Origin of the sequence: Sulfitobacter sp. LC.270.F.C4, from assembly GCF_032922545.1 — a bacterium.
Lineage (GTDB): Bacteria > Pseudomonadota > Alphaproteobacteria > Rhodobacterales > Rhodobacteraceae > Sulfitobacter > Sulfitobacter profundi.
The window spans coordinates 2,438,623-2,460,792 of record NZ_CP136692.1 but is presented as its reverse complement, the minus strand read 5'-3'; the positions used below and the strand labels follow the sequence as shown (position 1 = coordinate 2,460,792).

Annotated in this window: 22 protein-coding genes; 12 read left to right on the top strand and 10 right to left on the bottom strand. The window is 61.9% G+C overall.

Annotation, left to right across the window (positions count from 1 at the left end):
• Nucleotides 1-146 precede the first annotated feature (146 nt).
• The 10 genes from yajC (at nucleotide 147) to R1T45_RS15875 (ending at nucleotide 6,966) form a co-directional block, all read left to right on the top strand.
• Nucleotides 147-425, top strand: coding sequence for a preprotein translocase subunit YajC (gene yajC / locus R1T45_RS15920; protein ID WP_067627241.1), 279 nt, complete (start codon nucleotides 147-149; stop codon nucleotides 423-425).
• A gap of 35 nt (nucleotides 426-460) precedes the next feature.
• Nucleotides 461-2,110, top strand: a complete 1,650-nt coding sequence (secD, locus tag R1T45_RS15915) for a protein translocase subunit SecD (RefSeq protein WP_317389567.1) — start codon at nucleotides 461-463, stop codon at nucleotides 2,108-2,110.
• Nucleotide 2,111: 1 nt separating this feature from the next.
• A complete protein-coding gene (gene secF / locus R1T45_RS15910) occupies nucleotides 2,112-3,080 on the top strand; it encodes a protein translocase subunit SecF (protein WP_120350762.1) in 969 nt (322 codons plus the stop codon).
• Between the two features lie 16 nt (nucleotides 3,081-3,096).
• The gene (locus R1T45_RS15905) at nucleotides 3,097-3,834 is read left to right on the top strand and encodes a sulfite exporter TauE/SafE family protein (protein ID WP_317389566.1); all 738 of its coding nucleotides are present in this window, start codon (nucleotides 3,097-3,099) and stop codon (nucleotides 3,832-3,834) included.
• A gap of 12 nt (nucleotides 3,835-3,846) precedes the next feature.
• Complete coding sequence (locus R1T45_RS15900; RefSeq protein ID WP_317389565.1) at nucleotides 3,847-4,200, top strand: Mth938-like domain-containing protein; 354 nt, start codon at nucleotides 3,847-3,849, stop codon at nucleotides 4,198-4,200.
• Nucleotides 4,201-4,207: 7 nt separating this feature from the next.
• A complete protein-coding gene (ccmA, locus tag R1T45_RS15895) occupies nucleotides 4,208-4,825 on the top strand; it encodes a heme ABC exporter ATP-binding protein CcmA (RefSeq protein ID WP_317389564.1) in 618 nt (205 codons plus the stop codon).
• Nucleotides 4,822-5,478 carry a heme exporter protein CcmB gene (gene ccmB / locus R1T45_RS15890; RefSeq protein ID WP_300056251.1) on the top strand — a complete coding sequence of 219 codons (657 nt, stop codon included), beginning with the start codon at nucleotides 4,822-4,824 and terminating at the stop codon, nucleotides 5,476-5,478. The genes ccmA and ccmB overlap by 4 nt, the downstream gene beginning before the upstream one ends.
• Nucleotides 5,479-5,544: 66 nt before the next feature.
• Complete coding sequence (locus R1T45_RS15885; RefSeq protein WP_132443674.1) at nucleotides 5,545-6,279, top strand: heme ABC transporter permease; 735 nt, start codon at nucleotides 5,545-5,547, stop codon at nucleotides 6,277-6,279.
• Nucleotides 6,279-6,434: a heme exporter protein CcmD gene (ccmD, locus tag R1T45_RS15880; protein WP_067627937.1), complete on the top strand. Its 156-nt coding sequence runs from the start codon at nucleotides 6,279-6,281 to the stop codon at nucleotides 6,432-6,434. Before R1T45_RS15885 ends, ccmD begins: the two co-directional genes overlap by 1 nt.
• A gap of 13 nt (nucleotides 6,435-6,447) precedes the next feature.
• On the top strand, nucleotides 6,448-6,966 hold the full coding sequence (locus R1T45_RS15875) for a DsbE family thiol:disulfide interchange protein (RefSeq protein ID WP_162931897.1): 519 nt from the start codon (nucleotides 6,448-6,450) through the stop codon (nucleotides 6,964-6,966).
• Here the strand turns inward: R1T45_RS15875 and R1T45_RS15870 are convergent.
• The 3 genes from R1T45_RS15870 to acnA all read right to left on the bottom strand — a co-directional run bounded on the left by R1T45_RS15870 (nucleotide 6,956) and on the right by acnA (nucleotide 11,343).
• Complete coding sequence (locus R1T45_RS15870) at nucleotides 6,956-7,546, bottom strand: NAD(P)H-dependent oxidoreductase (RefSeq protein WP_132443673.1); 591 nt, start codon at nucleotides 7,544-7,546, stop codon at nucleotides 6,956-6,958. The two genes, R1T45_RS15875 and R1T45_RS15870, sit on opposite strands and share 11 nt — an antisense overlap.
• A gap of 63 nt (nucleotides 7,547-7,609) precedes the next feature.
• Nucleotides 7,610-8,422, bottom strand: a complete 813-nt coding sequence (locus R1T45_RS15865; protein WP_132443672.1) for a hypothetical protein — start codon at nucleotides 8,420-8,422, stop codon at nucleotides 7,610-7,612.
• Nucleotides 8,423-8,568: 146 nt separating this feature from the next.
• Complete coding sequence (acnA, locus tag R1T45_RS15860; RefSeq protein WP_120350772.1) at nucleotides 8,569-11,343, bottom strand: aconitate hydratase AcnA; 2,775 nt, start codon at nucleotides 11,341-11,343, stop codon at nucleotides 8,569-8,571.
• Between the two features lie 251 nt (nucleotides 11,344-11,594).
• Here acnA and R1T45_RS15855 point away from each other — a divergent pair, with 251 nt between their 5' ends.
• Nucleotides 11,595-12,305, top strand: a complete 711-nt coding sequence (locus tag R1T45_RS15855) for a DUF1223 domain-containing protein (protein WP_317389563.1) — start codon at nucleotides 11,595-11,597, stop codon at nucleotides 12,303-12,305.
• Between the two features lie 13 nt (nucleotides 12,306-12,318).
• On the opposite strand, the gene R1T45_RS15850 is transcribed toward R1T45_RS15855, so the two are convergent.
• The 4 genes from R1T45_RS15850 to R1T45_RS15835 form a co-directional block, all read right to left on the bottom strand.
• Nucleotides 12,319-13,227 carry a lysophospholipid acyltransferase family protein gene (locus R1T45_RS15850; protein WP_317389562.1) on the bottom strand — a complete coding sequence of 303 codons (909 nt, stop codon included), beginning with the start codon at nucleotides 13,225-13,227 and terminating at the stop codon, nucleotides 12,319-12,321.
• Between the two features lie 179 nt (nucleotides 13,228-13,406).
• Nucleotides 13,407-13,565: a hypothetical protein gene (locus R1T45_RS15845; protein WP_317389561.1), complete on the bottom strand. Its 159-nt coding sequence runs from the start codon at nucleotides 13,563-13,565 to the stop codon at nucleotides 13,407-13,409.
• 74 nt (nucleotides 13,566-13,639) lie between these two features.
• Nucleotides 13,640-14,944, bottom strand: coding sequence for an adenylosuccinate lyase (gene purB / locus R1T45_RS15840; RefSeq protein ID WP_120350775.1), 1,305 nt, complete (start codon nucleotides 14,942-14,944; stop codon nucleotides 13,640-13,642).
• Nucleotides 14,945-15,249: 305 nt separating this feature from the next.
• A complete protein-coding gene (locus R1T45_RS15835) occupies nucleotides 15,250-16,461 on the bottom strand; it encodes a bifunctional alpha/beta hydrolase/OsmC family protein (protein ID WP_317389560.1) in 1,212 nt (403 codons plus the stop codon).
• A gap of 168 nt (nucleotides 16,462-16,629) precedes the next feature.
• Between R1T45_RS15835 and R1T45_RS15830 the strand changes: the two genes are divergently transcribed.
• Nucleotides 16,630-17,784, top strand: a complete 1,155-nt coding sequence (locus R1T45_RS15830; RefSeq protein WP_317389559.1) for an aminotransferase class I/II-fold pyridoxal phosphate-dependent enzyme — start codon at nucleotides 16,630-16,632, stop codon at nucleotides 17,782-17,784.
• Nucleotides 17,785-17,864: 80 nt separating this feature from the next.
• Here the strand turns inward: R1T45_RS15830 and ligD are convergent, their stop codons facing one another.
• The 3 genes from ligD to R1T45_RS15815 are packed head-to-tail and all read right to left on the bottom strand — an operon-like array spanning nucleotide 17,865 to nucleotide 22,119.
• On the bottom strand, nucleotides 17,865-20,324 hold the full coding sequence (gene ligD, locus R1T45_RS15825) for a DNA ligase D (RefSeq protein WP_317389558.1): 2,460 nt from the start codon (nucleotides 20,322-20,324) through the stop codon (nucleotides 17,865-17,867).
• Nucleotides 20,324-21,160: a Ku protein gene (locus tag R1T45_RS15820; protein ID WP_317389557.1), complete on the bottom strand. Its 837-nt coding sequence runs from the start codon at nucleotides 21,158-21,160 to the stop codon at nucleotides 20,324-20,326. The genes ligD and R1T45_RS15820 overlap by 1 nt, the downstream gene beginning before the upstream one ends.
• Before the next feature lie 11 nt (nucleotides 21,161-21,171).
• Nucleotides 21,172-22,119 carry a YihY/virulence factor BrkB family protein gene (locus R1T45_RS15815; RefSeq protein WP_067623518.1) on the bottom strand — a complete coding sequence of 316 codons (948 nt, stop codon included), beginning with the start codon at nucleotides 22,117-22,119 and terminating at the stop codon, nucleotides 21,172-21,174.
• Nucleotides 22,120-22,170: the final 51 nt, after the last annotated feature.

Sequence of the window (22,170 nt, the reverse complement as noted above, 5' to 3'; positions counted from 1 at the left end):
CCGCAACCGTGCGGCGATTGGCCCCGCGCAGGCGGCCATGCGGCGGCGGCTTTCCACCTTGCACCCCGCTGCCGCCGCGCATAGGTTCTGGCCAAATTCTCAGGGCCCATCCTGCGGCCCAATACCCATCGAAAAGGACGACCCCCATGGAAGGCATCCAGCAATTTGTGCCGCTGATCCTGATCTTCGCGATCATGTATTTTCTGCTCATCCGACCGCAGCAGAAGAAGGCCAAAGAACATCAGGCCATGGTGGCCGGCCTGCGCCGCGGCGATCAGGTCGTGACCCAAGGCGGGATCATCGGCAAGGTCTCCAAGGTCAAAGACGACGGCGAGCTTGAGGTGGAAATCGCCGAAGGCGTGAAAATTCGCGTGGTGCAGGCCACCATCGCGACCGTCGTTTCCAAGACCGAACCGGCGAAATAAACCCTACCCCGAGGCCGCAACCCAAAGGCGGAACTATGCTACAGATTGATCTGTGGAAGCGGATTGTCATTGTCCTGACCTGTTTGGCAGGGCTTTGGCTCGCGCTTCCCAATGCCTTTTACGCTCCTGTCGAAAAGCACAATGACGCGGTTGCGGCCATCGACGTGCAGGGCAGTACGCCTGAGTTGGAAGCGCAGCGCGCGCTTTGGCCTGAGTGGATGCCCTCGGGGCTGGTGAACCTTGGCCTTGACCTGCGCGGCGGTGCACATCTGCTGGCCGAAGTGCAACTGGCCGATGTCTATGCCTCGCGCATGGAAGCACAATGGCCCGAGGTTCGTGACGCTCTGCGCAGCCTGACTCCGGTCCGGCGCGAAGAAGCGCCAGAGGGCGAATTGCGGGTGCGTCTGAACGATCCGTCCAAAATGGAAGAAGCTCTGCAGATCACCCGTGATCTGGCCCGTCCCGTCACCACGGTCACCGGGGCAGGCGGCAGCGACATCAACGTGAGCGGCGCCAATGGCACCATCACCATCACCCTGTCGGATGCCGAAAAACAGGCGACTGACGAGCGCACCATGCAGCAGAGCCTCGAAATCGTGCGCCGCCGCATTGATGAGGTCGGCACCCGCGAGCCGACGATCCAGCGTCAGGGGGCGGACCGCATTCTGATTCAGGTGCCGGGCATTGGCTCCGCTGCCGAGTTGAAAGCGATCATCGGCACCACGGCGCAGCTGACCTTCAACCCGGTGGTCAACCGCGGCTCGAATGAGAACGACAACCCCGGCATCGGTAACGCGATCCTGCCCGCAGCGGATGAAGAGGGGGTCTTTTACACGATTGAAACCGCCCCTGTCGTCACCGGCGAGCAATTGGTCGACGCGCAGCCGAGCTTTGACCAGAACGGGGCACCTGCTGTGTCCTTCCGCTTTGACACTTCCGGCGCGCGCAAGTTCGGCGATTACACGGCGGAAAACATCGGCTCGCCCTTTGCCATCGTGCTCGACAACGAAGTCATCAGCGCGCCGACCATCCAAAGCCATATTCCCGGCGGGTCGGGCATCATCACCGGGCGCTTCTCGGTTGAGGAAAGCACTAACCTTGCCGTGCTGCTGCGTGCCGGTGCCCTGCCTGCGGGGCTGAGCTTTGTCGAAGAGCGCACCATCGGGCCGGAACTGGGCCAAGACAGCATCGACGCGGGCAAGATCGCGACGATGGTGGCCTTTGCCGCTGTGCTGTTCTTCATGTGGGCGTCTTATGGGCTCTTCGGGTTCTTTGCCAATATCGCGCTGATCATCAACGTCGGGCTGATCTTTGGCCTGCTGAGCCTGATCGGGGCCACGCTGACCCTGCCGGGCATTGCCGGGATCGTGCTGACGGTCGGCATGGCGGTGGATGCCAACGTGCTGATCTTTGAGCGTATCCGCGAAGAGCAACGCAACGCCAAGGGTGCCGCGCGGGCGATCTCGCTGGGCTATGAGCGCGCACTCAGCGCCATTCTGGATGCCAACATCACGACCTTCATCGTGGCGGTCATCCTCTTTGCCCTAGGCTCTGGCCCGGTGCGCGGCTTCGCCGTAACGCTGGGACTGGGCATCATGACATCGGTCTTCACCGCCTTCTTCGTCACCCGCTTGCTGGTGGTGATCTGGTTTGAACGCCGCCGTCCCAAGACAATCGAGGTTTGACATGCGACTGAAGCTGGTACCCGACAACACGAACTTCGATTTCTTCGGCTATGCCAAGATCACCTTTGGCGCGTCTGTGGTGGCGATGATCCTATCGCTGATCGCATGGGGCGTGATGGGGCTGAACTTTGGCATCGACTTCCGCGGCGGCACGACGTTGCGCACCGAAAGCTCTGAGGCCATCGACGTGGGCGCTTACCGCGATGCCCTCGGCCCTCTGGAACTGGGCGACGTGACGATTTCCGAGGTCTTTGACCCCGGTTTCGGCGCGGATCGCCATGTGGCGATGATCCGCGTGCAGGCCCAAGAGGGCCAAGAAGCGGCGACCACGGAAACCATCCAAACCATCGAGGCCGCGCTGCAAGGCGTGTCCCCCGACATCAAGTTCACATCGGTGGAATCCGTTGGGCCCAAGGTCTCGGGCGAGCTGATCCAGACGGCGTTCCTCGCCGTGGGCGGGGCGCTGGCGGCGATCCTGATCTACATCTGGTTGCGGTTCGAATGGCAGTTCTCGGTGGGCGCGGTGGTGGCGCTGTTCCATGACGTTGTGCTGACGATCGGCCTGTTCTCGATCCTGCAAATCCGTTTCGACCTGCCGGTGGTGGCCGCGATCCTGACCATCATTGGCTATTCGATCAACGATACGGTGGTGATCTTTGACCGGCTGCGGGAGAACCTGCGCAAATACAAAAAGCGCCCTCTGCGTGAGGTGATGAACCTCAGCGTGAACGAGACGCTCAGCCGGACACTGATGACCTCGGGCACCACGCTGCTGGCGCTGATCGCGCTGCTGATCTTGGGCGGCGATGTGATCCGGGCCTTTGTCTTTGCGATTACATGGGGCGTGATCGTCGGCACCTATTCCTCGGTCTATGTGGCCAAGAATGTGGTGCTGTACCTTGGCGTGAAACGCGACTGGTCCAAGCCCGACGCGGGCGCGGGCACACAATTCGCCAATATTGATGCCTGACCTGCTGGCGCAGGCCATGGCCACCCCCGGGGTGGCTTGGCTTGCGCTGGCCGTGATCGTTGCGGGGCTGGTCCGCGGCTTTGCGGGATTTGGTTCTGCCATGATTATCATGCCGGCGGCGGCCTCTGTGCTCTCTCCGGTCGAAGCGATCCTGTTCATGACAGCAGCCGAGTTGATCGGCCCCCTGCCAAACCTTCCTGACGCCCTACGCCAAGGTTCACCGCGCGAAGTGGGGCGTTTATTGCTGGGGGTGCTGATCGGCATGCCGCTGGGCCTTTGGGGGCTGTCGATGATGTCGCCCGATGGGTTCGGTTGGATCGTTTCGGGCGTGGTGCTGACGCTCTTGGTGCTTTTGCTTGCCGGTTGGCGTTACCATGGCCCCCTAGGCGCGCGGTTGGTCGCCGCAACGGGGGCTTTGGGCGGCTTTATGACCGGCTTTGCCGGTATCGCCGGGCCGCCTGTTATTTTGCTTTATATGGCCAGCCGCAGGCCCGCTGCGGTGATCCGCGCCAATTTCCTGCTCTATCTTCTGGGGATCGACTTACTGCTGTTTGCGATGTTGGCAGCGACGGGGCAGGTGGTTTGGTCGGTCTTGGTTCTTGGGCTACTTGCTGGGGTGCCGAATATCCTCGCCAATATCATCGGGGCGCGGTCATTTGATCCCAATAAGGAGCAGCTTTTTCGCGCCGTGGCCTATATCGTCATCGCCGCTTCGGCTATCATCGGCCTGCCGCTTTGGAATATCGGCGCCTGAGAGGGACAGGATATGCGTTTGAACGAGATCACCTATACCGACGCCAAGCCGATCGACGGCTATGGCCCCGGCTTCTTCCGCATTGGCGGCGAGGTCGTGCAAGGCCCGCAGGTGATCGGTCCCGACGGTATTACAGGCTGGGGGGGCTTGGCTGACGCGGCCCCTGTGCTGGCCTTGGCAGGCAAGGTCGATGTTGTCTTTCTCGGTACCGGGGCGGATGTAGCGCATATTCCCGACGACCTGCGTGAAACGCTGGAGGAGGCCGGTTTGGGGATTGAGGTCATGTCCTCTCCCGCCGCCTGCCGCACCTATAACATTCTGCTCAGTGAAGGGCGGCGCATCGCGTTGGCCCTGCTGCCGGTCTGAGCGCGCATTGACCTTGCAGGTAAGCGATCTGAGCGTGGCGCGTGGCGGAGTGGCGGTGCTCTCAGGCGTGTCGTTCACGGTTGGGGCGGGCGCTGCATTGGTGCTGCGCGGCCCGAACGGGGCGGGCAAAACGACGCTGCTGCGCTGCATTGCGGGTCTGCAGAAACCCCTTTCAGGGCGGATCGATGAGGCGGAGGACCGCGTGGCCTATGCCGCCCATGCGGACGGGTTGAAATCCATGTTGACGGTTCAGGAAAACCTGAGCTTTTGGGCGCAAGTCTTTGGAAATTCGGATATCTCTGCGGCGCTTGATGGTTACGCGCTGCGTCCTTTGGCGGATCGTTTGGCGGCAACACTTTCGGCCGGGCAAAAGCGGCGTTTGGGGCTGGCGCGGTTGTTGGTTACGGGCCGTCCGGTTTGGGTGCTGGACGAGCCTACAGTCTCGCTTGATGCCGAAGCTGTGGCCCTTTTTGGTGCGGTGTTGCGCAGACACCTCGTGGCGGGAGGCTCGGCGCTGATCGCCACACATATCGATCTAGGGGTCGAGGCACAGTTGCTTGATATCAGCGGGTTTCGCGCAGCCCCCGATGCCGATGTTGGCGCAAGCGATGCGGCGTTCCTATGAAGGCGCTGCTGCTGCGTGATCTACGTCTGGCGTTGCGGGCAGGCGGGGGCTTTGGCCTTGGCCTAGCGTTTTTTCTGATTGTCACGATGTTGGTGCCCTTTAGCGTTGGGCCCGAAGCCACATTGCTTAAGGCGATTGCCCCCGGTGTGCTCTGGCTCGGGGCGCTGTTGGCCTGCTTGCTGTCGCTTGATCGGCTGCTCGCGCTGGACCTAGAAGACGGCTCGCTGGAACTGCTGCTCACCGCGCCTTTGCCGTTAGAAGGAGCGCTGGCGATTAAGGCTTTGGCGCATTGGTTGACGACGGGTCTGCCATTGGTGCTGGCAGCCCCGTTCCTTGGCGTGATGCTGCAATTGGCGGCTCCGGGTCATTTGTGGTTGCTGGCATCCCTGGCGCTTGGCACCCCGGCGCTATCGGTCATCGGCATGTTCGGCGCGGCGCTGACGGTGGGGATCAAACGCGGTGGGTTGCTGCTGTCGCTGCTGGTACTGCCGCTCTATATCCCCACGCTTATTTTCGGGGCCGAGGTCGCGCGGCGCGGGGCGGCGGGGCTGGATGCCAGCACACCGCTCTTGATGCTGGCGGGACTGACACTGGCCGTTGTGGCTTTGATGCCATTTGCCGCAGCGGCGGTGCTTCGGATGGGGTTGCGATGACCCAAGAAATCGTGCCCCAAGTATTTGTGCATTGAGCACCACCCACCCGCGCGATAGGTAGTCCGCATGTCCCTTTGGCAATACGCAAACCCGGTCAAATTCCTTGCGCTTTCAGAGCGTGTGCAGCCTGTGCTTTGGGCGCTTGCGGCTGTTTTTGTAAGCCTCGGCCTGCTCTGGGGGTTCTTCGGCACGCCCGATGACGCGCGCCAAGGCAGCACGGTCAAGATCATCTATTTGCATGTGCCTGCCGCCCTGATGGCGATCAACGCATGGTTCATGATGCTGGTCGCCTCGCTGATCTGGCTGATCCGTCGGCACCACGTCAGCGCCTTGGCGGCCAAGGCCGCGGCCCCCGTGGGGCTGGTCATGACGTTAATCGCGCTGGTGACGGGGGCGATCTGGGGTCAGCCGATGTGGGGCACATGGTGGGCGTGGGATCCGCGGCTGACGTCGTTTCTGATCCTGTTTTTGTTCTACCTTGGCTATATCGCGCTGTGGCAGGCGGTCGAAGACCCAGACACCGCTGCCGATCTGACATCGGTCCTCTGCCTTGTGGGCTCGGTCTTTGCGGTGCTGTCGCGCTATGCGGTGCAGTTCTGGAACCAAGGGCTGCATCAGGGCACGTCGATCCCCGTGGCCACGGGCAACCGCAGCGTGGCGGATGTATTTTTCTATCCTTTGGTGCTGGCGATGATCGGCTTCGGCCTGCTGTTTCTGGCGCTGGTGGTCTACCGCACGGGCACCGAAATTCGCCTGCGCCGCACGGCGGCGCTGCGGGCGCGGATGAACAGGGGGGCGTGATGCCGGAACTTGGAAAATATGCGGCCGAGGTGCTCTCGGCCTATGGGGTGTCGCTGCTGCTGTTGGCCGCATTGGTGGGGCTGACCCTGCTGCGGGGCCGGGCGGCACGCCGCGCTTTGGAAGAGGTCGAAGCGGAGGCCGGACGCCGTGGCTAAACTCTCTCCCATGATGATCGCCCCGCCGCTGATCTTCGCGGCCTTCGTGGCGCTGGCGGCGGTCGGCATGTACCGCGATGACCCTGAGGGGCTGCCCTCTACGCTGGTTGGCAAACAGGCGCCCGCCATGCCCGAGGCCGCGTTGCCCGGCTATCCGCAGGCCACCGACGACATGCTGCGCGGGGGGGAGGTGAGCCTTGTGAATTTCTGGGCAAGCTGGTGCCCGCCCTGCCGTGCTGAGCATCCCAAGCTGCTGGAATTGCAGGCCGAGGGGATGAACATCATCGGCGTGAATTTCAAGGATACCGAGAAGAACGCCAGCGCCTATCTGGAAGACGAAAAAAGCCCCTTTGCCGGGGTTGGTTTCGACCCCCAAGGGCGGGTGGCGATCGACTGGGGCGTGACCGCCCCGCCAGAGACGTTCATCGTAGGCGGGGACGGGACGGTGCTGTTTCGCTTTGCCGGGCCGCTGGTCGGCAGCGATTACGAGCAGCGGTTCCTCCCGGCATTGCAAGACGCGCTTAGCCGCTGATCTTGCCTGCGAATTCGACCAGACGTTTGGCCTGAAAGGCGACGGATTTCTTGCCCGTTTCACCCAGCGGGCCGGGCTCGCAGGAATAGCCGTAAGGGTTGCCGCCGTCTTCGAACTTCACCCCATCGGCATAGCCCGGCGGCACGATGATCGCGCCCCAGTGCATGGCGGTGACATAGATCGATTGGAGTGTGGTTTCCTGCCCCCCATGTGGGTTCTGCGCAGAGGTGGTCGCGGTGACTGCCTTATTGGCCAGCGCGCCTGATTGCCACTGCGGCCCCAACGTGTCGATAAAGGCGCGGAACTGGCTGGCGGCGACGCCAAAGCGCGTCGGGACAGAGATGAAATAGCCATCGGCCCATTCCATGTCTTCGGGCTTGGCCTCGGGAATGTCTTTCATCTTGTCCAACTGTTCGCGCCACGCATCTTGTCCGTCGACAACGGCTCTTGGGGCGGTTTCGGTACAGCGGCGGAGGCGAACCTCGGCGCCTGCCTCTTTGGCGGCGCGGGCGGCTTCCTCAGCGATGGCGTGGTTTGTGCCATAGGTGGAATAGAAAAGAACGGTGATCTTCGGGCTCATGAGGTGTCCTTTCGCTTGGGTGCGTCAAGATCAACGACTCGCAGGGTGTTCTGTTCCTCCCGCTCAAAGCGAATACTGCCGCGCCCAGTCTCGCAGTCGGGCGATGAACTGCGCATCGGTCAGTTGATCCAAGGTGCCCTCAGGCGCGGTAAAATCGGGCAGCGGCTCTAGTGCGATGCGCAGGCGGCGCATCTGTTCGGGGTAGGGTGCGACCCGCTGGGCCATCTCGACCATCGCCGCGGGCACGCGGCGGGCAGGGTGTTCGGCACTGTAGTAGAGCGCGAATTGCATCGCGTTGAGGTTCGACACCAGATCGGCAAGCTCAGGCAGGATGATGGTGTTCATCTCGTTGCTATCGGCTGCAAACATGGACGCTTTGGTCAGCAGTCCGCGCGCTTGGGCCACGGTGGTGGTGGTCGACAGCACAAAGCTGACTGACAGCGTGAGGATCACCATACCGTTGACCCCAGCAAGGACCGACAGCACCAGCCAAAAGGGGTTTTCGGTCTGAAACGGCCCGCCGCCGAGGGTTGAGAGCAGATGGCCGACGAATGCGAAATCGCGCAGAAAGCCCGCCGGGCGTTCGCTTTCGGTCATCACCACGGCCTCGCGGCTTATCTGAAAGACCAAGGTCCAGCCAAGCGAGACGAGTATGATCCACGTCACCGCAATGGCTGTCATCACCACCGGGCCAGAGAGGCGGTGGCGGGCGTTGCCCTCTGGCATGATTTTGGAAAAGACGAAGAACGCCGCCCGTGCAACCCGCTCCGACAGGGGCGCGACAGGGGCGGCACCGATGGCGGTATAGAGAAAGTCCAGCAGCACGATAGCTAGGATCAGCGCGCCCAAAGCGCCAAGCGCGTAACCTGCTATCATTGCTTTGCCTTCCCCGAACGCGATCGTCTTACAGGGGCAACCCGTGATCGGCAGGCAGGTTCCCGCGCAGGGGCTTGGGGCAAAAAGAAAAGGAGCGGCCCGCTGGGGGGCCGCTCCTTGGATCAGTTCGCGAGGGCGATCGGCGCTTAGGCCGATTTCGCCAAGTTGCGCAGCACGTAGTGCAGCACGCCGCCGTGTTCGATGTATTCGATCTCAATCGCGGTATCGATGCGGCACTTCAGCGTGATCTCTTTGGTGCTGCCATCGGCCATTGTGATCGTGCAGGGCACTTCCTGCAGCGGCTTGATCGTGTCCAACCCGCTGATCGACACGGTTTCTTCGCCGGTCAGGCCCAGCGATTTGCGGGTGTCGCCGCCGGTAAACTCAAACGGGATGACGCCCATGCCGACGAGGTTGGAGCGGTGGATACGCTCGAAGCTCTCGGCGATCACGGCCTTCACACCCAGCAGGGCTGTGCCCTTGGCGGCCCAGTCACGCGAGGAGCCCGCGCCGTACTGTTCGCCACCGAAGATCACCAGCGGGGTGCCGTTTTCCTGATGCGCCATGGCGGCATCAAAGATCGAGGTCTGCGCGCCATCGGGGCCTTTGGTATAACCGCCCTCAACGCCGTCCAGCATCTCGTTCTTGATGCGGATGTTGGCGAATGTGCCACGCATCATGACCTCGTGGTTACCACGACGGGAGCCGTAGGAGTTGAACTCCCGCACCGGCACCTGACGCTCTGTCAGGTACTGACCCGCAGGGGTGGTTTCCTTAAAGGAACCGGCGGGCGAGATGTGGTCGGTGGTGATCATGTCACCCAGCACCGCCAGCACTTTCGCGCCGTCGATGTTGGAGATCACGCCCGGCTCTGGCGACATGCCTTGGAAGTAGGGCGGGTTCTGGACGTAGGTCGAGGTCGGCGGCCAGTCGTAGGTCTTGCTGTCTGTGGTTTCGACCGACTGCCACTTTTCGTCGCCTTTGAAAACATCGGCGTATTTCTCTTGAAAGGCTTCGCGCGTCACGGTCTGTTCGACCAGCTCCGCAACTTCCTGCGTCGAGGGCCAGATGTCTTTAAGGTAAACGTCGTTGCCGTTCTTGTCCTGACCCAGCGGGCTGTTTGTCAGGTCGTGGTTCATGTCACCCACCAGCGCATAGGCCACCACGAGGGGCGGGGAGGCGAGGTAGTTGGCACGTACATCAGGGCTGATCCGGCCTTCGAAGTTACGGTTGCCTGAGAGGACCGAGGTGCCGATCAGGTCATAATCGTTGATCGCCTTGCTGATCGGCGCTTCCAGCGGGCCGGAGTTGCCGATGCAGGTGGTGCAGCCATAGCCCACGAGGTTGAAGCCAATCGCATCAAGGTCTTCTTGCAGGCCAGCGGCCTCAAGGTAATGCGACACGACCTGCGAGCCCGGCGCCAGCGATGTCTTGACCCAAGGCTTGCGGGTCAGGCCCAATTCACGCGCTTTGCGTGCCACGAGGCCCGCGCCGATCATGACGTAGGGGTTCGAGGTGTTGGTGCAGGACGTGATCGAGGCGATCACGATGGAGCCGTCGTGCAGCTGGTAGTTGCCATCATCCGTGGCGACATAGCCGCGGTTGTGGTGGCCTTCGTCACCGGGGATGTCGCGCGGCTCGGGCTGGCCGCCTTCGCCTTCCCAACGGATTTCCGAGTTGGCCGAAGTGTCTTTGCCTTCGCGGATGCCTTTGACGTATTCGGCGAATGCAGTGTGCGCACTGTCGAGAGCGATGTAATCCTGCGGGCGTTTCGGGCCCGAGATCGCAGGCACGATGGTGCCCATGTCGAGCGACAGCGTGTCGGTGTAGACCGGCGCATAGTTCGCATCGCGCCACATGCCGTTCTCTTGGGCATAGGCTTTGACCAGCGCCACACGATCCTTGTCGCGGCCTGTGTTGGTCAGGTAACGCAGGGTCTCGTCGTCGATCGGGAAGAAGCCACAGGTCGCGCCATATTCAGGTGCCATGTTGGCGATGGTCGCGCGGTCGGCCAGCGGCAGGTGATCCAGACCTTCGCCGTAGAACTCGACGAATTTGCTGACCACGCCTTTTTCGCGCAGCATTTCCACGACTTTCAGCACGAGGTCGGTACCGGTGGTGCCTTCCATCATGCGGCCAGTCAGCTCAAAGCCGATGACTTCGGGGATCAGCATGGAGATCGGCTGCCCCAGCATCGCGGCTTCGGCCTCAATCCCGCCAACACCCCAGCCCAGAACGGCAGCGCCGTTGACCATGGTGGTGTGGCTGTCGGTGCCGACGAGCGTGTCGGGGTAGGCGACTTCCTCGCCGTTTTGGTCCTTGTCGGTCCAAACGGTCTGGCTGAGATACTCAAGGTTCACCTGGTGGCAGATGCCGGTGCCGGGGGGCACAACGCGGAAGTTGTTAAACGCCTTTTGGCCCCACTTGAGGAAGGTGTAGCGCTCAATGTTGCGCTCATATTCGCGGTCGACGTTCATCTGGAACGCGCGCGGGTTGCCGAATTCGTCGATCATGACGGAGTGGTCGATGACAAGATCAACGGGGTTCAGCGGGTTGATCTTGTCGGCGTCGCCGCCCAAGGCCACCAGACCATCGCGCATCGCGGCAAGGTCAACAACGGCTGGAACACCGGTGAAGTCCTGCATCAGCACGCGGGCCGGACGGTAGGCGATTTCACGGGGGTTCTTGCCGCCTTTGGTCGCCCATTCGGCAAATGCCTTGATATCGTCCTGAGTGACGGTCTTGCCGTCCTCGAAACGCAGCATGTTTTCCAGAACGACTTTCAGCGCCGCTGGCAATTTGGAGAAATCGCCCAAGCCCGCGGCCTCGGCGGCGGGGATGGAGTAATAGGCGACTTTCTGGCTGCCAACGGAGAGGGTCTTGCGGGTCTTGGCACTGTCGTGACCAACTTGGATCGTCATGGCGGGCTCCCTTCGGGGTCTGATGGGTGGCTAGATTGCCGTCTCAATGCCACTAGAGGCGCGGCGGTTCAACTGTTATCAAGCGGGTTCGCGTGAATTTGTATACCATTGTGTACCGAGATTAAAGGGGGCAGTCTGCGCAAAGCCCGCTGGGGGCGCTAACGGGCGTCTCAACAAAGGTTGATTGGTGTTTCAGCCACCAAGCCGTTAGACCAATGCCATCACCGCGATATTGATCCGTCTGGAATTTTATGAAGCCCCTGATTTATCCCGTTCTCGCCGCGTTTTCGCTGCTGGCCGCCCCGTTGCAGGCCGAGCAGGATCAGCCTGTGGTGGTCGAACTCTTTACCTCTCAGGGCTGTTCCTCTTGTCCCGCCGCCGATGAAATGCTGGCCGAACTGGCCGAGCGGGAGGATATCATCGCCTTGGCGCTGCACGTGGATTACTGGGATTATATCGGCTGGAAAGACCCGTTTGGCGATCCGGCCCATGCGGAGCGTCAACGTGGCTATGCCGCCGTGGGCGGGCGGCGCAGTGTCTATACGCCGGAGCTGATCGTGCAGGGGCAGACCGACATTGTGGGCGCCAAACCGATGAAGCTGATGGACGCGGTCGAGAAACACGCTGAGGCCACGCCGCGCGTAGCGCTGGCGATCAGCCGCTCAGGCGATGCCGTTCAAATTGAAGCGGAGCCGTTGGCCACGACATCAGAGCCGATGCATGTGCACATGCTGCGCTACTCTCCGATGGAGCGGACCAAGGTCACCCGCGGCGAGAATGCGGGCCATGTCATGGAGCACAGCAATGTCGTCCAAGACTGGCAAGTCTTAACCGATTGGGACGGGTCGGCACCCCTGTCGCTGAGCGCGAAGGTCGAGGGTGATTTGCCTGTTGTCGTGATCATTCAACGCCAAGAGAAGGGCGGTCCGGGCGCGATTCTTGCGGCAGCGCGCAGCAAATAAGCCGCGGCAGCCGTTACTTCTCGTGCGGACGCCAGCGGCGGTGAACCCAGAACCACTGCTCAGGTGTCTTGGTGACCTGCGCGGTCAGGCTGTCGTTCAGCGCCTGCGTCATGGTCATCGGATCGCTATGCGGGACCGGCGCTTCAAGCACCACGTCAAAGCTGACCCCATCGTCTTGGCGAATGCCGTAGAACGGGATCAACAGCGCGTCATAGCGCAGCGCCAGCTCTGCCGCCGAGATCGCGGTGCGGGCAGGTTTGCCGATAAAGTCGAGGATCGGCGCGCGGATGACATGCTGGTCAAACAGCAGCACCAGCCGACCGCCCTGTTTCAGATGCCGCACGAACCCCGCCGTGCCGCGCCGCCCTTGCGGAAACACCGGCCCGCCGAAGGCTTCGAGCGTTTTGACGTAATGCGCGTTGAAATAAGGGTTCTTCATCTCGCGGTAGAGCCCGCCGATGTCATAGCCCCGCGCCACGAGGGACGCCCGCGCCGCTTCGTAATTGCCATAATGCCCGGTCACCAAGATCACCGGCTGGCCACTGCGATTGGCCTCCTCCAGCGCCGCCATGCCGGGGCCCCGCGGCTCGGCATCGGCCATGCGTTTGGGGAAATCATCGGCCGAGTAATTCTCGATGAAAGACCGGCCAAGGTTGTTAAGACAGCGCGTGGTGATTTCCTCGCGACGGGCGAGCGGCATCTCGGGCCAGACGTGTTCCAGATTATCAAGCGCGCGGCGGCGGTAGCCCGCCAGCGGGGCCAAGACATGCTGCACCAAGCTGCCGACAAAGCTGAGCCGCGCCTTATAGGGCAGGGCCAAAGCCGTGCGAATGATCCCGACGATCAGCAGATTGCTCAGGTAATGGCGCGCCCGGCGACCGAAGGGATAGGGATTTTTGACTTGGGGGGCTTGGTCCGACATGGGCTCTGACAGGCTGTTAAAGTTTTCCTGACATAGCCTGCGCCGCCCCGCGCAACAAGCCATCCCGCGCGTCATAGGCCGGGGTCAGCCGTCGAAGGCCCGCGCAGTCGCAGCCGCGGGGGCCGCCAGGGCGCGGCCCTCTGATCCAGCAATGAGAAACCCTGCCGCCGTTGAAAACCTCAGGCGGTGGCGTCTGGCACGCAGGTTTCGCTGCTGATGTCGAGTTTCATCCCCTTGGCGCAGGTCATGATCTGTTTGTCATGATCGCAGCCCGATGCAAGGGCGAGGGAGGGGGCCGTGAGCGCCATGAGGGCGCCGAGTGTCAGTGCGAGTTTCATGTCGTTTGCTCCTTTGACAGGCGCAGACAGGGTACACCCGTCCGCGCCAATCTCAAAGCATTACGATGATCGCATCACGCGCCGAAGACGCGCTTGAAGATCGTGTCGACATGTTTGGTGTGATAGCCCATGTCGAATTTTTCGTTGATGCCATCTTCGCCCAAGGCCGCGACGACCTCTTCATCGGCGAGCAGCAATTCGCGGAAATCAAGACGTTCTTCCCAGACTTTCAGCGCGTTGCGCTGCACCATGGAATAGGCATCCTCACGGCTTACGCCCGCTTGGGTCAGGGCCAGAAGCACCCGCTGGCTCATGACCAAGCCGGGGAATTTGTTCATGTTCTCCAGCATGTTCTCGGGGAAGACGAGCATTTTGTCGATCACCCCTGCCAGACGGTGCAGGGCGAAATCAAGTGTGACGGTTGCGTCAGGGCCGATACCGCGCTCGACGGAGGAATGCGAGATGTCGCGTTCGTGCCAAAGTGCTACGTTCTCCATCGCCGGAACCACGGCCATGCGCACCAAACGGGCAAGCCCGGTGAGGTTCTCGGTCAGCACGGGGTTCTTTTTATGCGGCATGGCCGAAGAACCTTTTTGCCCCATGGAGAAGAATTCCGCCCCTTCGAGCACCTCGGTCCGCTGCATGTGGCGAATTTCAGTCGCCACGTTTTCGATGCTGCTGGCGATAACGCCGAGCGTGGCAAAGAACATCGCATGACGGTCGCGCGGGATGACTTGGGTCGAGATCGGCTCAGGGTTGAGGCCCAGTTTCTCGCAGACATGCTCTTCGACGCGCGGGTCGATATTGGCGAAGGTGCCGACAGCGCCCGAGATCGCGCCGGTGGCGATTTCCTCACGCGCGGCGACAAGACGAGCGCGGTTGCGGTCCATTTCGGCATAGAAGCGGGCAAAGGTCAGGCCCATGGTTGTCGGCTCGGCGTGGATGCCATGGCTGCGGCCGACGCGGACGGTGTCTTTATGCTCAAGCGCGCGTTTCTTCAGTGCGGCCAGCAGCTTGTCCATGCCGACCAGCAGCAGATCAGCGGCGCGGGTCAGTTGTACGTTGAAACAGGTATCGAGCACATCCGACGAGGTCATGCCCTGATGCACGAAACGCGCTTCGTCGCTGCCGACATGTTCGGCCAAGTGGGTCAGGAAGGCGATGACGTCATGTTTGGTGACGGCCTCGATCTCGTCGATACGGGCCACGTCGAATTCAACGTCTTTGGCTTTCCACACGGCGTCGGCATTCTCGCGCGGGATGGTGCCCAGATCGGCCATCGCGTCGCAGGCATGGGCCTCGATCTCGAACCAGATGCGGAATTTCGTTTCCGGCGACCAAACGGCAACCATATCGGGACGGGAGTAGCGGGGGATCATGCGCGCACCTTTTTAGGACAGGGGATGGGTCAGGGGCGGCATAGACTGACTTGGGGTTAAGGACAAGTGTGAGGAGGGCGGGTCAGTGTCTGCCCGTGGAGTGGCGATGCTCAGGTGGCTTCGTGCCACTTAATGGGGCAGCCTTGGGGTGACCTCGAAGACGGACGCCCAGCCTCACCAAATCGCCGGCCCGTCGCACCGCAGGTGCACCGCAATTATTCGGCACGCCTCCGGCGTGACGGTACGGGCAGGCGATGGCCCGGCGCCGACGGCTTAATTCCGGGCTGTGACCGGTTTCATCCTTCTTACAACAGTTCGGTCAGCACCGTCGAACTCCGCTCCAACGTCCGATGCACCGGGCATTTATCCGCGATCTCCAACAACCGTTGGCGCTGTTCTTCACTCAGATCCCCCTCCAACCGGATACGTCGCCGCCACGTGTCAATCTTCTCCGCTGCCCCAGTCCCCGCGTCCTGCGCATGGACCTTGTCATGGCAGACATCCACGCTGACATCCGTCAGCGGCCAGCCCTTGCGCCGCGCATACATGCGGATCGTCATTGACGTGCAAGCGCCCAAGCCCGCAGATAAAAACCCATAGGGCGACATGCCGCGATTGGTGCCGCCATAAGCCAGCGGCTCATCCGCCAAAGCGTGGTGGTGGGGGCCTGCGTTCACGTCTTGCAAGAACCCATCGGCGTCGGCTTCGGTCACGCGCACGATTCCCTCCGGCGCGCCGGGGGGCGGGGCGGGGGATTTCAGTGTCATATAGCGATCCGCCCATGTGGCGATGATCTCGGCTGCATATTCGGCATCGCCCGCGCGGGTGATCAGGTGATCGGCATCGTCCAGCGTGACAAAGCTTTTCGGATGTTTCGCGGCCAAGAAAATTTGGCCCGCGTTGTCGATGCTGACAATCTCATCCCGCGGGGCGTGGAGCACCAGCAGCGCGGCTTTCAGCTTGGCGATATCAGGGGCGAGGGAGGCGCCCTGCACATCGTCGATAAAGCCCTGACTGATGGTGAAAGGCCGCCCGCCAAGATTGACCTCAGCACTGCCATTGGCCGAAATCTCGGGCAGGCTTTCAGCGAAATTATGGGTGACATGGGCCGGATCGAAGGGCGCGCCGAGGGTGGCGACGGCTTTGACATGGGCAAGTTGCGCCGCGGCTTTCAGTACCGCCGCTCCGCCCAGAGAATGACCGATCAACAGCGCCGGGGCCATGTCGCGGCTCGATAGATAGCTGCAGGCAGCGATCAAGTCGTCGACGTTGGAGGAAAACGAGGTGTTCTCAAACTCACCGCCCGAATGGCCCAGCCCGGTAAAATCAAACCGCAGCACGGCGATGCCCATCGCCGCCAACCGCCCGGCGATACGCCGCGCGGCGGGGATGTCCTTGCCACAGGTAAAGCAGTGCGCAAATAGCGCGGTCGCCAGATGCGGCCCTTCGGGCATGTCCAGCCGGGCGGCCAGTTCCGTGCCATCCGGGCCGGGGAATGTGATGCGTTCAGTGGCCATGGGGCGCTCCAGTTTGGGGTGCGTCAAAGGTGACATGTTATGCCGGTGGATCAAGGGCCGCGGCTCTCTGCTCACCCAAGCGTTACGTGAAAGCACTGGCCGTGATCCCATTTGCCCCGGCTTGTTGCTTTGTATACCACTTGAGAAAACATCTGTTGGAGAAACCACTTGGCACAGCCTCCCAAACCCCAATTGCACCCTGCCACCATCGCGGCTCAGGCCGCAGGCGCCGTCGATCCCGCTTCGGGCGGGGTGGTGCCGCCGGTGCAATTTGCCACCACCTATCTGCGCGATGAGAACTACGATCTGGTCAATCCCGACAACGTCTATCTGCGCTCGCACAATGAAAACACCCGTGTGGCAGAGCGTATTCTGAACGCGCTCGAAGGGGCCGAGGAGACGCTCATTTTCCCCTCGGGCATGGCCGCCATCGCGGCGGTCTTCCGCACCGTGCCCAATGGCGCGAGCGTGGTGGTGCAAAGCCAGATTTACTGGGGCACGACGAAATGGATCCGCGATTTCTGCACCCGTCGGCAGATTGCGCTGCATGAGGTGGACGCCAGCGATCTTGATGCCTTTGCAGCACTTTGCAGGGCCGAAAAGCCTGACCTGTGTTTGATCGAGACCCCTTCGAACCCATGGCTGCGGATCACCGATATCGCCGGGGCCGCCGCCGCCGCGCATGAGGTCGGCGCGACGCTAGTGGTCGATAGCACGGCGGCTTCGCCGGTGCTGAGCCACCCGCTCGAGCATGGCGCGGATATCGTGATGCATTCGGCCACCAAGGGGATCAACGGCCATTCCGATGTTTTGGCCGGCTCGCTTGCCACCAATGACGCAGGCGCGCCGCGCTGGCAGATGATCCGCGATGACCGGAACGAGGCAGGCGCGGTGATCGGCCCGATGGAGGCGTGGTTGCTGGCGCGCGGCATGCGCACCCTGCCGCTCAGAATGCGCGAGATGTCCCGCAATGCCATGACATTGGCGGAGTTTCTGGCGGATCACCCTCAGGTCGAACAGGTGATGTATCCCGGCCTGCCGGACCATCCCGGCCACGCCCTTGCTGCGCAGCAGATGAGCGGGGGCTATGGCGGGCTGTTGTCATTTGTCGTCAAAGGCGGGGCGGGAGCGGCGCTGAAAGCGGCAGGGCGGTTGCAGCTTTTCCACCGCGCCACGTCGCTTGGCGGTGTGGAAAGCCTTGTCGAGCATCGCCACACGATTGAGCCGCACACCGGGATCCCCGAAGGGCTGCTGCGGCTCTCGGTCGGGATTGAGGATGTCGAAGACCTTGGTGCTGATCTGGGGCAAGCGCTCGGCCAGTAACCTCATTGGCCGCGGGCCTCCGCGGCCAATCTCGCGCAGGGCACGATGTTGTGCCCGTCCCGGTGCGCGAAAGATAACCGCTAGGTTTCAGACCAAGCCTGCAGCTTCTTGATCACCCCATCGGTCAGCGATTGCAGATCGTCTTGGACCGCCAGCGCGGGGCAGGGCCGATCCAGCCGCGCGGCGATATCGCCCATGCGGAACCCGTTGGCGCTGTCGAGGTTTCCCAACTCTTCCCACGTTACCGGCACGGCGACCGGCGCACCGGGGCGCGCGCGCAGGGAATAGGGCGCGATGGCCGTAGACCCGCGTTCATTGCGCAGCCAATCGATGAAAATGCGGCCCTTGCGCTTGGCCTTGGACATGGTCGCGACATAGCGATCAGGGTTCTGCGCCGCCATGACATGGGCAAAGGTCTTGGAGAACAGCTTGACCGTCTCCCAGCCGCGTGTCCGGCGTAAGGCCAGCCAGACGTGCACGCCCTTGCCGCCGGTGACGATGGCACCCGACTGCAGGCCCAGAGCCGCCAGCGCGTCGCGCAGCTCAAAGGCTGCCGCGCGGACATCGGGCCAGTCCAGCCCCTCATCGGGGTCAAGGTCAAAGACCAGCCGGTCGGGGCGGTCCAACCGGTCAACCCGCGCGCCCCAGATATGATATTCCAGACTGCCCATCTGCGCGGCCGCGATCAAGCTTTCGGGCCGCGTGGCATAGAGGTAATCCGCCGCGTCGCCATCGCTTTCCTCAATCGATACCCGCGACAGTGCATCAGGCATCCCGCCACTGTCGTGTTTTTGAAAGAAACATTGCCCGTCGATCCCCGAGGGGCAGCGGAACAGCGACAGAGGGCGATGGCCCATGAGTTCAATCATGCGCGGGCCGACACGCGCGTAATGCCGCGCCACGTCACCCTTGGTGCAACCGGAATCGGGGAAAACCTTGCGGTCGGCGTTGCTGATCTGCACGCCGCCGATTTGGCTGTCATCGCCCATCTTCGGCTCCTCCTGCGGTTCCTCCAATGTCACTTGGCCGGCGTCCTTGTCCTGACGCAGGCCCAGAAAACTGCCGTGGCGGATCACGCCATCGGCGGTGAATTCGGTAAAGTCGACCTCGGCCACCAGATCGGCGCGGACCCATTTGGCATCCCGCGCAACCTCGGCTGGCACGTCGCTGGCGGGCGGGGTTTTGCGGGCGGTCATGGCACGGGCAAGATCGGCCATCACCGCTTCGGAAAACCCCGTGCCGACACGGCCTTTATAGCGCAATTCACCCCCCTCATGACTGCCCAACAGGAGCGAGGCAAAGGCGCGGCCCTTTTTGTCAGAGGGGGAATAGCCGATGATGACGAATTCCTGCCGCCGGGTGCATTTGACCTTGAGCCAATTCTTGCTGCGTCTGCCGGAGTAGGGCGCGTCGATACGTTTGCTGATGATCCCCTCGGCCCCGGCTTTGCACGCGCGGTCAAAGACTTCGGGGCCATGACCCACAACATGTTCGCTCAGCCGCAACGGCCCGCCCGCTGGCACGCCGGAAAGCAACTTTGCCAGACGCGCGCGGCGGTCCTTTTGTGCCTCATCCCGAAAGTCATCGCCATCAAGCGACAGCAAATCGAAAGCGTAAAAGACCAGCGGATGCCCCTCTTTCAGCGCCTTTTGCAGCGATGAAAACGCAGAGCCATTGATCTTGGCCGCCATGACCTCTCCGTCCAGCAGGGCGCGGTCGCAGGGCAGCGGATCAAAAGCATGGCCGAGCCCGTTGAATTTGTCGGTCCAATCCTTGCCCGAGCGGGTAAAGAGCCGCGCACCGCCCTTGCCGAGTGAGACCAGACAGCGGTAGCCGTCGAATTTCGTCTCATGCATCCAATCCTCCCCCTCGGGCGCGTCGGAAACGAGCGTGGCAAGCTGTGGTTTGACGAAGCTGGGGTTCTTGCCTTTGGGCTTGGGCTGTGGGTCCGCGACATCTCTCGCGGGGGCATCCTTGGCGATTTCCGCCATGGTGCGGCCTGTGGTGATCGACCGGGCGGTGCCCTTGGTCAGCCCATCTGGCACATCGCGGGCATAGTCGTCTCGTTCCTTGATCAGCAGCCAGTTCTCGCGTTTTTCCTGGCCCCGCATTCGGACCAGTGTCCAACCGCCCTGCATCTGCTGGCCTTGCAGCGTGAATTTGAGCTTGCCGTCCTTCAACCCCTTGGCGACATCGCCCTGCGGCATCCAAGTGCCCCGGTCCCAGAGCATCACAGTGCCGCCGCCATATTGCCCCTTTGGGATCGTCCCTTCGAACCCGCCGTAGTCGAGGGGGTGATCCTCTGTCCGCACGGCAAGACGCTTTTCGGATGGGTCGGGAGAGGGGCCTTTGGTGACGGCCCAGCTCAGCAGCACCCCTTCCCATTCAAGACGAAAGTCATAGTGCAGGCGGGTGGCGTCATGTTTTTGGACAACGAAGCTTTGGCCCGCGCCGCTGCCGATCTGGCCACGGGGTTCGGCTGTCGTCTCGAAATCGCGCTTGGCGTTATAATTGGCAAGCCTGTCGGGGGATTTGGCCATCACGAGGCCTTCTTGCGCGGCGCCTTCTTCTTGGCGCTGGATTTACCGCCCGCTTCCTTCAGGCTCTCTTTCAATGCGCCCATCAAGTCGATGACATTCTCGCCCTCGGCAGGGCCGTCATCCCCGGTTTGCACGCGCGGGGTTTTCTTGTTCTTCACCTTCGCATCCAAAAGCTTTTGCATCGCTTCGGCATATTTGTCGGTATAGGCGGAGGCGTCGAAGGGGGCTGTTTTCTTGTCGATGAGCGATGTCGCCACATCGAGCAGGTCCTTGTCGGTCTTCTCATCCTCGATATCGGTGAAAATCTGATCCGCCTCACGCAGCTCATCGGCGTAGTGCAGCGTCTCCATCAGCAGCCCGTCGCCACAGGGTTTGACGCAGGCCAGATATTCTTTGCCGCGCATGGTGACCTGCCCCAAACCGACCTTGCCCGCTTGGCGCAGCGCGTCGCGCACCACGCGGTAGGCATCTTGGGCCAGATCGTCGGAGGCGGTGATGTAATAGGGTTTGTCAAAATAGAGCGGGGAGATCTCGCAGGCGTCGACGAATTGCACCAGCTCAAAGGTCTTCTTCGTCTCGAGTTTGATCTCATCCACCTCGTCGGGGTCAAGCAGGATATATTCGTCACTGCCGACCTCATAGCCTTTGACGATATCTTCTGCCTTGACCGGCCCGATTCCGGGCACGGATTTCTCATAGCGAACCCGCTTGCCCGAGGGTTTGTGGATCTGCCGAAAAGAGACCTTGGAACTGGTCTTGGTAGCCGAGAATATCTCGACCGGGATCGACACCAATGAGAGGCGAAGCTGACCTTTCCAGAGTGCGCGCGGTGCCATTGGATCCCCTCCTATTTACCCTTGGCGCGGCCCAGCCTGTCGGCCTTGACCGCGTCGCGGTGGCCCATCGGCTCTTCTGGACCGGTGGTGCTGTCCTTACGGGTCTGGGCTTCCATTTCGGAGTTGAACTCGGCCCCCAAGAGCACGATGAAGGCCGAAATCCACAGCCACATCAGCAGGATGATCGCCCCGGCCATGCTGCCGAAACTCTCGTTATAGCTGCCGAAGTTGCTGACGTAGATCGAAAAGCCGACAGAGGCGACGATCCACAGGATGCAGGCAATGACGGAGCCGGGGGTGAGCCATTTCCACTCTGCGTCATCGCGGGCGGGGCCATAGCGGTAAAGCACGGCCAGCGCGAGCGTTGTGAGCGCGGCAAGCAATACCCAACTGCCATAGGTAAGCAATGTCTCAACCCAATCCGGCAGGGCGAGGAAGGCGACTACCGCAGGCACCGCCAGTGTCGCGGCAAGACCCAAGAGCAGCACACCGATCAACATCACAGTGAGGCCCAGTGTCCAGATCAATTTGGTGACGAAACCACGGGTTTCATTCTCATCATAGGCCACGTTGAGACCTTCCATCAGGCTGCCAACGCCCTTGGAGGCAGAGTAGAGCGCAAGACCCAGACCGATGAGAAAGGCCCAGCCGAGCCCCGTCTCTTCCGACCCGGTCACGGCAACGGCCTGATCGAGAATGATGGTTGCAGCTTCTTTGGGAATGAGGTTGGTGAGCGCTTCAAGCTGGGCGGTGACCTGTGCAGGCTCCATCACCAGCCCGGCCAGCGCCATCAGCGCGGTGACAGCGGGAAAAATCGCCAGCAGCGCATAAAAGGCAACACCGGCGGCAACGAGCGACACGTGATCGGCGGCGATTTCATCCTTGACCCGAAACAGGATGTCTTTCCATCCGGGGGCCGGTATCTCCATCGGCGTTTCCGCTTCACGTCCGCGCGCCATAATCGTACCTCTGACTTGCAATTATTGTCGTAAAAAAGGAGCCCACCCCCG

Excerpts from the sequence above, each read along its gene's own strand:
- secD (WP_317389567.1), top strand. The coding sequence starts at position 461 with ATGCTACAGATTGATCTGTGGAAGCGGATTGTCATTGTCCTGACCTGT.
- ccmD (WP_067627937.1), top strand. The coding sequence starts at position 6,279 with ATGCCGGAACTTGGAAAATATGCGGCCGAGGTGCTCTCGGCCTATGGG.
- R1T45_RS15865 (WP_132443672.1), bottom strand. The coding sequence starts at position 8,422 with ATGATAGCAGGTTACGCGCTTGGCGCTTTGGGCGCGCTGATCCTAGCT.
- R1T45_RS15850 (WP_317389562.1), bottom strand. The coding sequence starts at position 13,227 with ATGTCGGACCAAGCCCCCCAAGTCAAAAATCCCTATCCCTTCGGTCGC.
- R1T45_RS15815 (WP_067623518.1), bottom strand. The coding sequence starts at position 22,119 with ATGGCGCGCGGACGTGAAGCGGAAACGCCGATGGAGATACCGGCCCCC.
- R1T45_RS15905 (WP_317389566.1), top strand. The coding sequence starts at position 3,097 with ATGGCCACCCCCGGGGTGGCTTGGCTTGCGCTGGCCGTGATCGTTGCG.
- yajC (WP_067627241.1), top strand. The coding sequence starts at position 147 with ATGGAAGGCATCCAGCAATTTGTGCCGCTGATCCTGATCTTCGCGATC.
- acnA (WP_120350772.1), bottom strand. The coding sequence starts at position 11,343 with ATGACGATCCAAGTTGGTCACGACAGTGCCAAGACCCGCAAGACCCTC.
- R1T45_RS15835 (WP_317389560.1), bottom strand. The coding sequence starts at position 16,461 with ATGGCCACTGAACGCATCACATTCCCCGGCCCGGATGGCACGGAACTG.
- R1T45_RS15870 (WP_132443673.1), bottom strand. The coding sequence starts at position 7,546 with ATGAGCCCGAAGATCACCGTTCTTTTCTATTCCACCTATGGCACAAAC.
- R1T45_RS15900 (WP_317389565.1), top strand. The coding sequence starts at position 3,847 with ATGCGTTTGAACGAGATCACCTATACCGACGCCAAGCCGATCGACGGC.
- ccmB (WP_300056251.1), top strand. The coding sequence starts at position 4,822 with ATGAAGGCGCTGCTGCTGCGTGATCTACGTCTGGCGTTGCGGGCAGGC.
- R1T45_RS15885 (WP_132443674.1), top strand. The coding sequence starts at position 5,545 with ATGTCCCTTTGGCAATACGCAAACCCGGTCAAATTCCTTGCGCTTTCA.
- purB (WP_120350775.1), bottom strand. The coding sequence starts at position 14,944 with ATGATCCCCCGCTACTCCCGTCCCGATATGGTTGCCGTTTGGTCGCCG.
- R1T45_RS15855 (WP_317389563.1), top strand. The coding sequence starts at position 11,595 with ATGAAGCCCCTGATTTATCCCGTTCTCGCCGCGTTTTCGCTGCTGGCC.
- R1T45_RS15845 (WP_317389561.1), bottom strand. The coding sequence starts at position 13,565 with ATGAAACTCGCACTGACACTCGGCGCCCTCATGGCGCTCACGGCCCCC.
- secF (WP_120350762.1), top strand. The coding sequence starts at position 2,112 with ATGCGACTGAAGCTGGTACCCGACAACACGAACTTCGATTTCTTCGGC.
- ligD (WP_317389558.1), bottom strand. The coding sequence starts at position 20,324 with ATGGCCAAATCCCCCGACAGGCTTGCCAATTATAACGCCAAGCGCGAT.
- R1T45_RS15820 (WP_317389557.1), bottom strand. The coding sequence starts at position 21,160 with ATGGCACCGCGCGCACTCTGGAAAGGTCAGCTTCGCCTCTCATTGGTG.
- R1T45_RS15875 (WP_162931897.1), top strand. The coding sequence starts at position 6,448 with ATGATCGCCCCGCCGCTGATCTTCGCGGCCTTCGTGGCGCTGGCGGCG.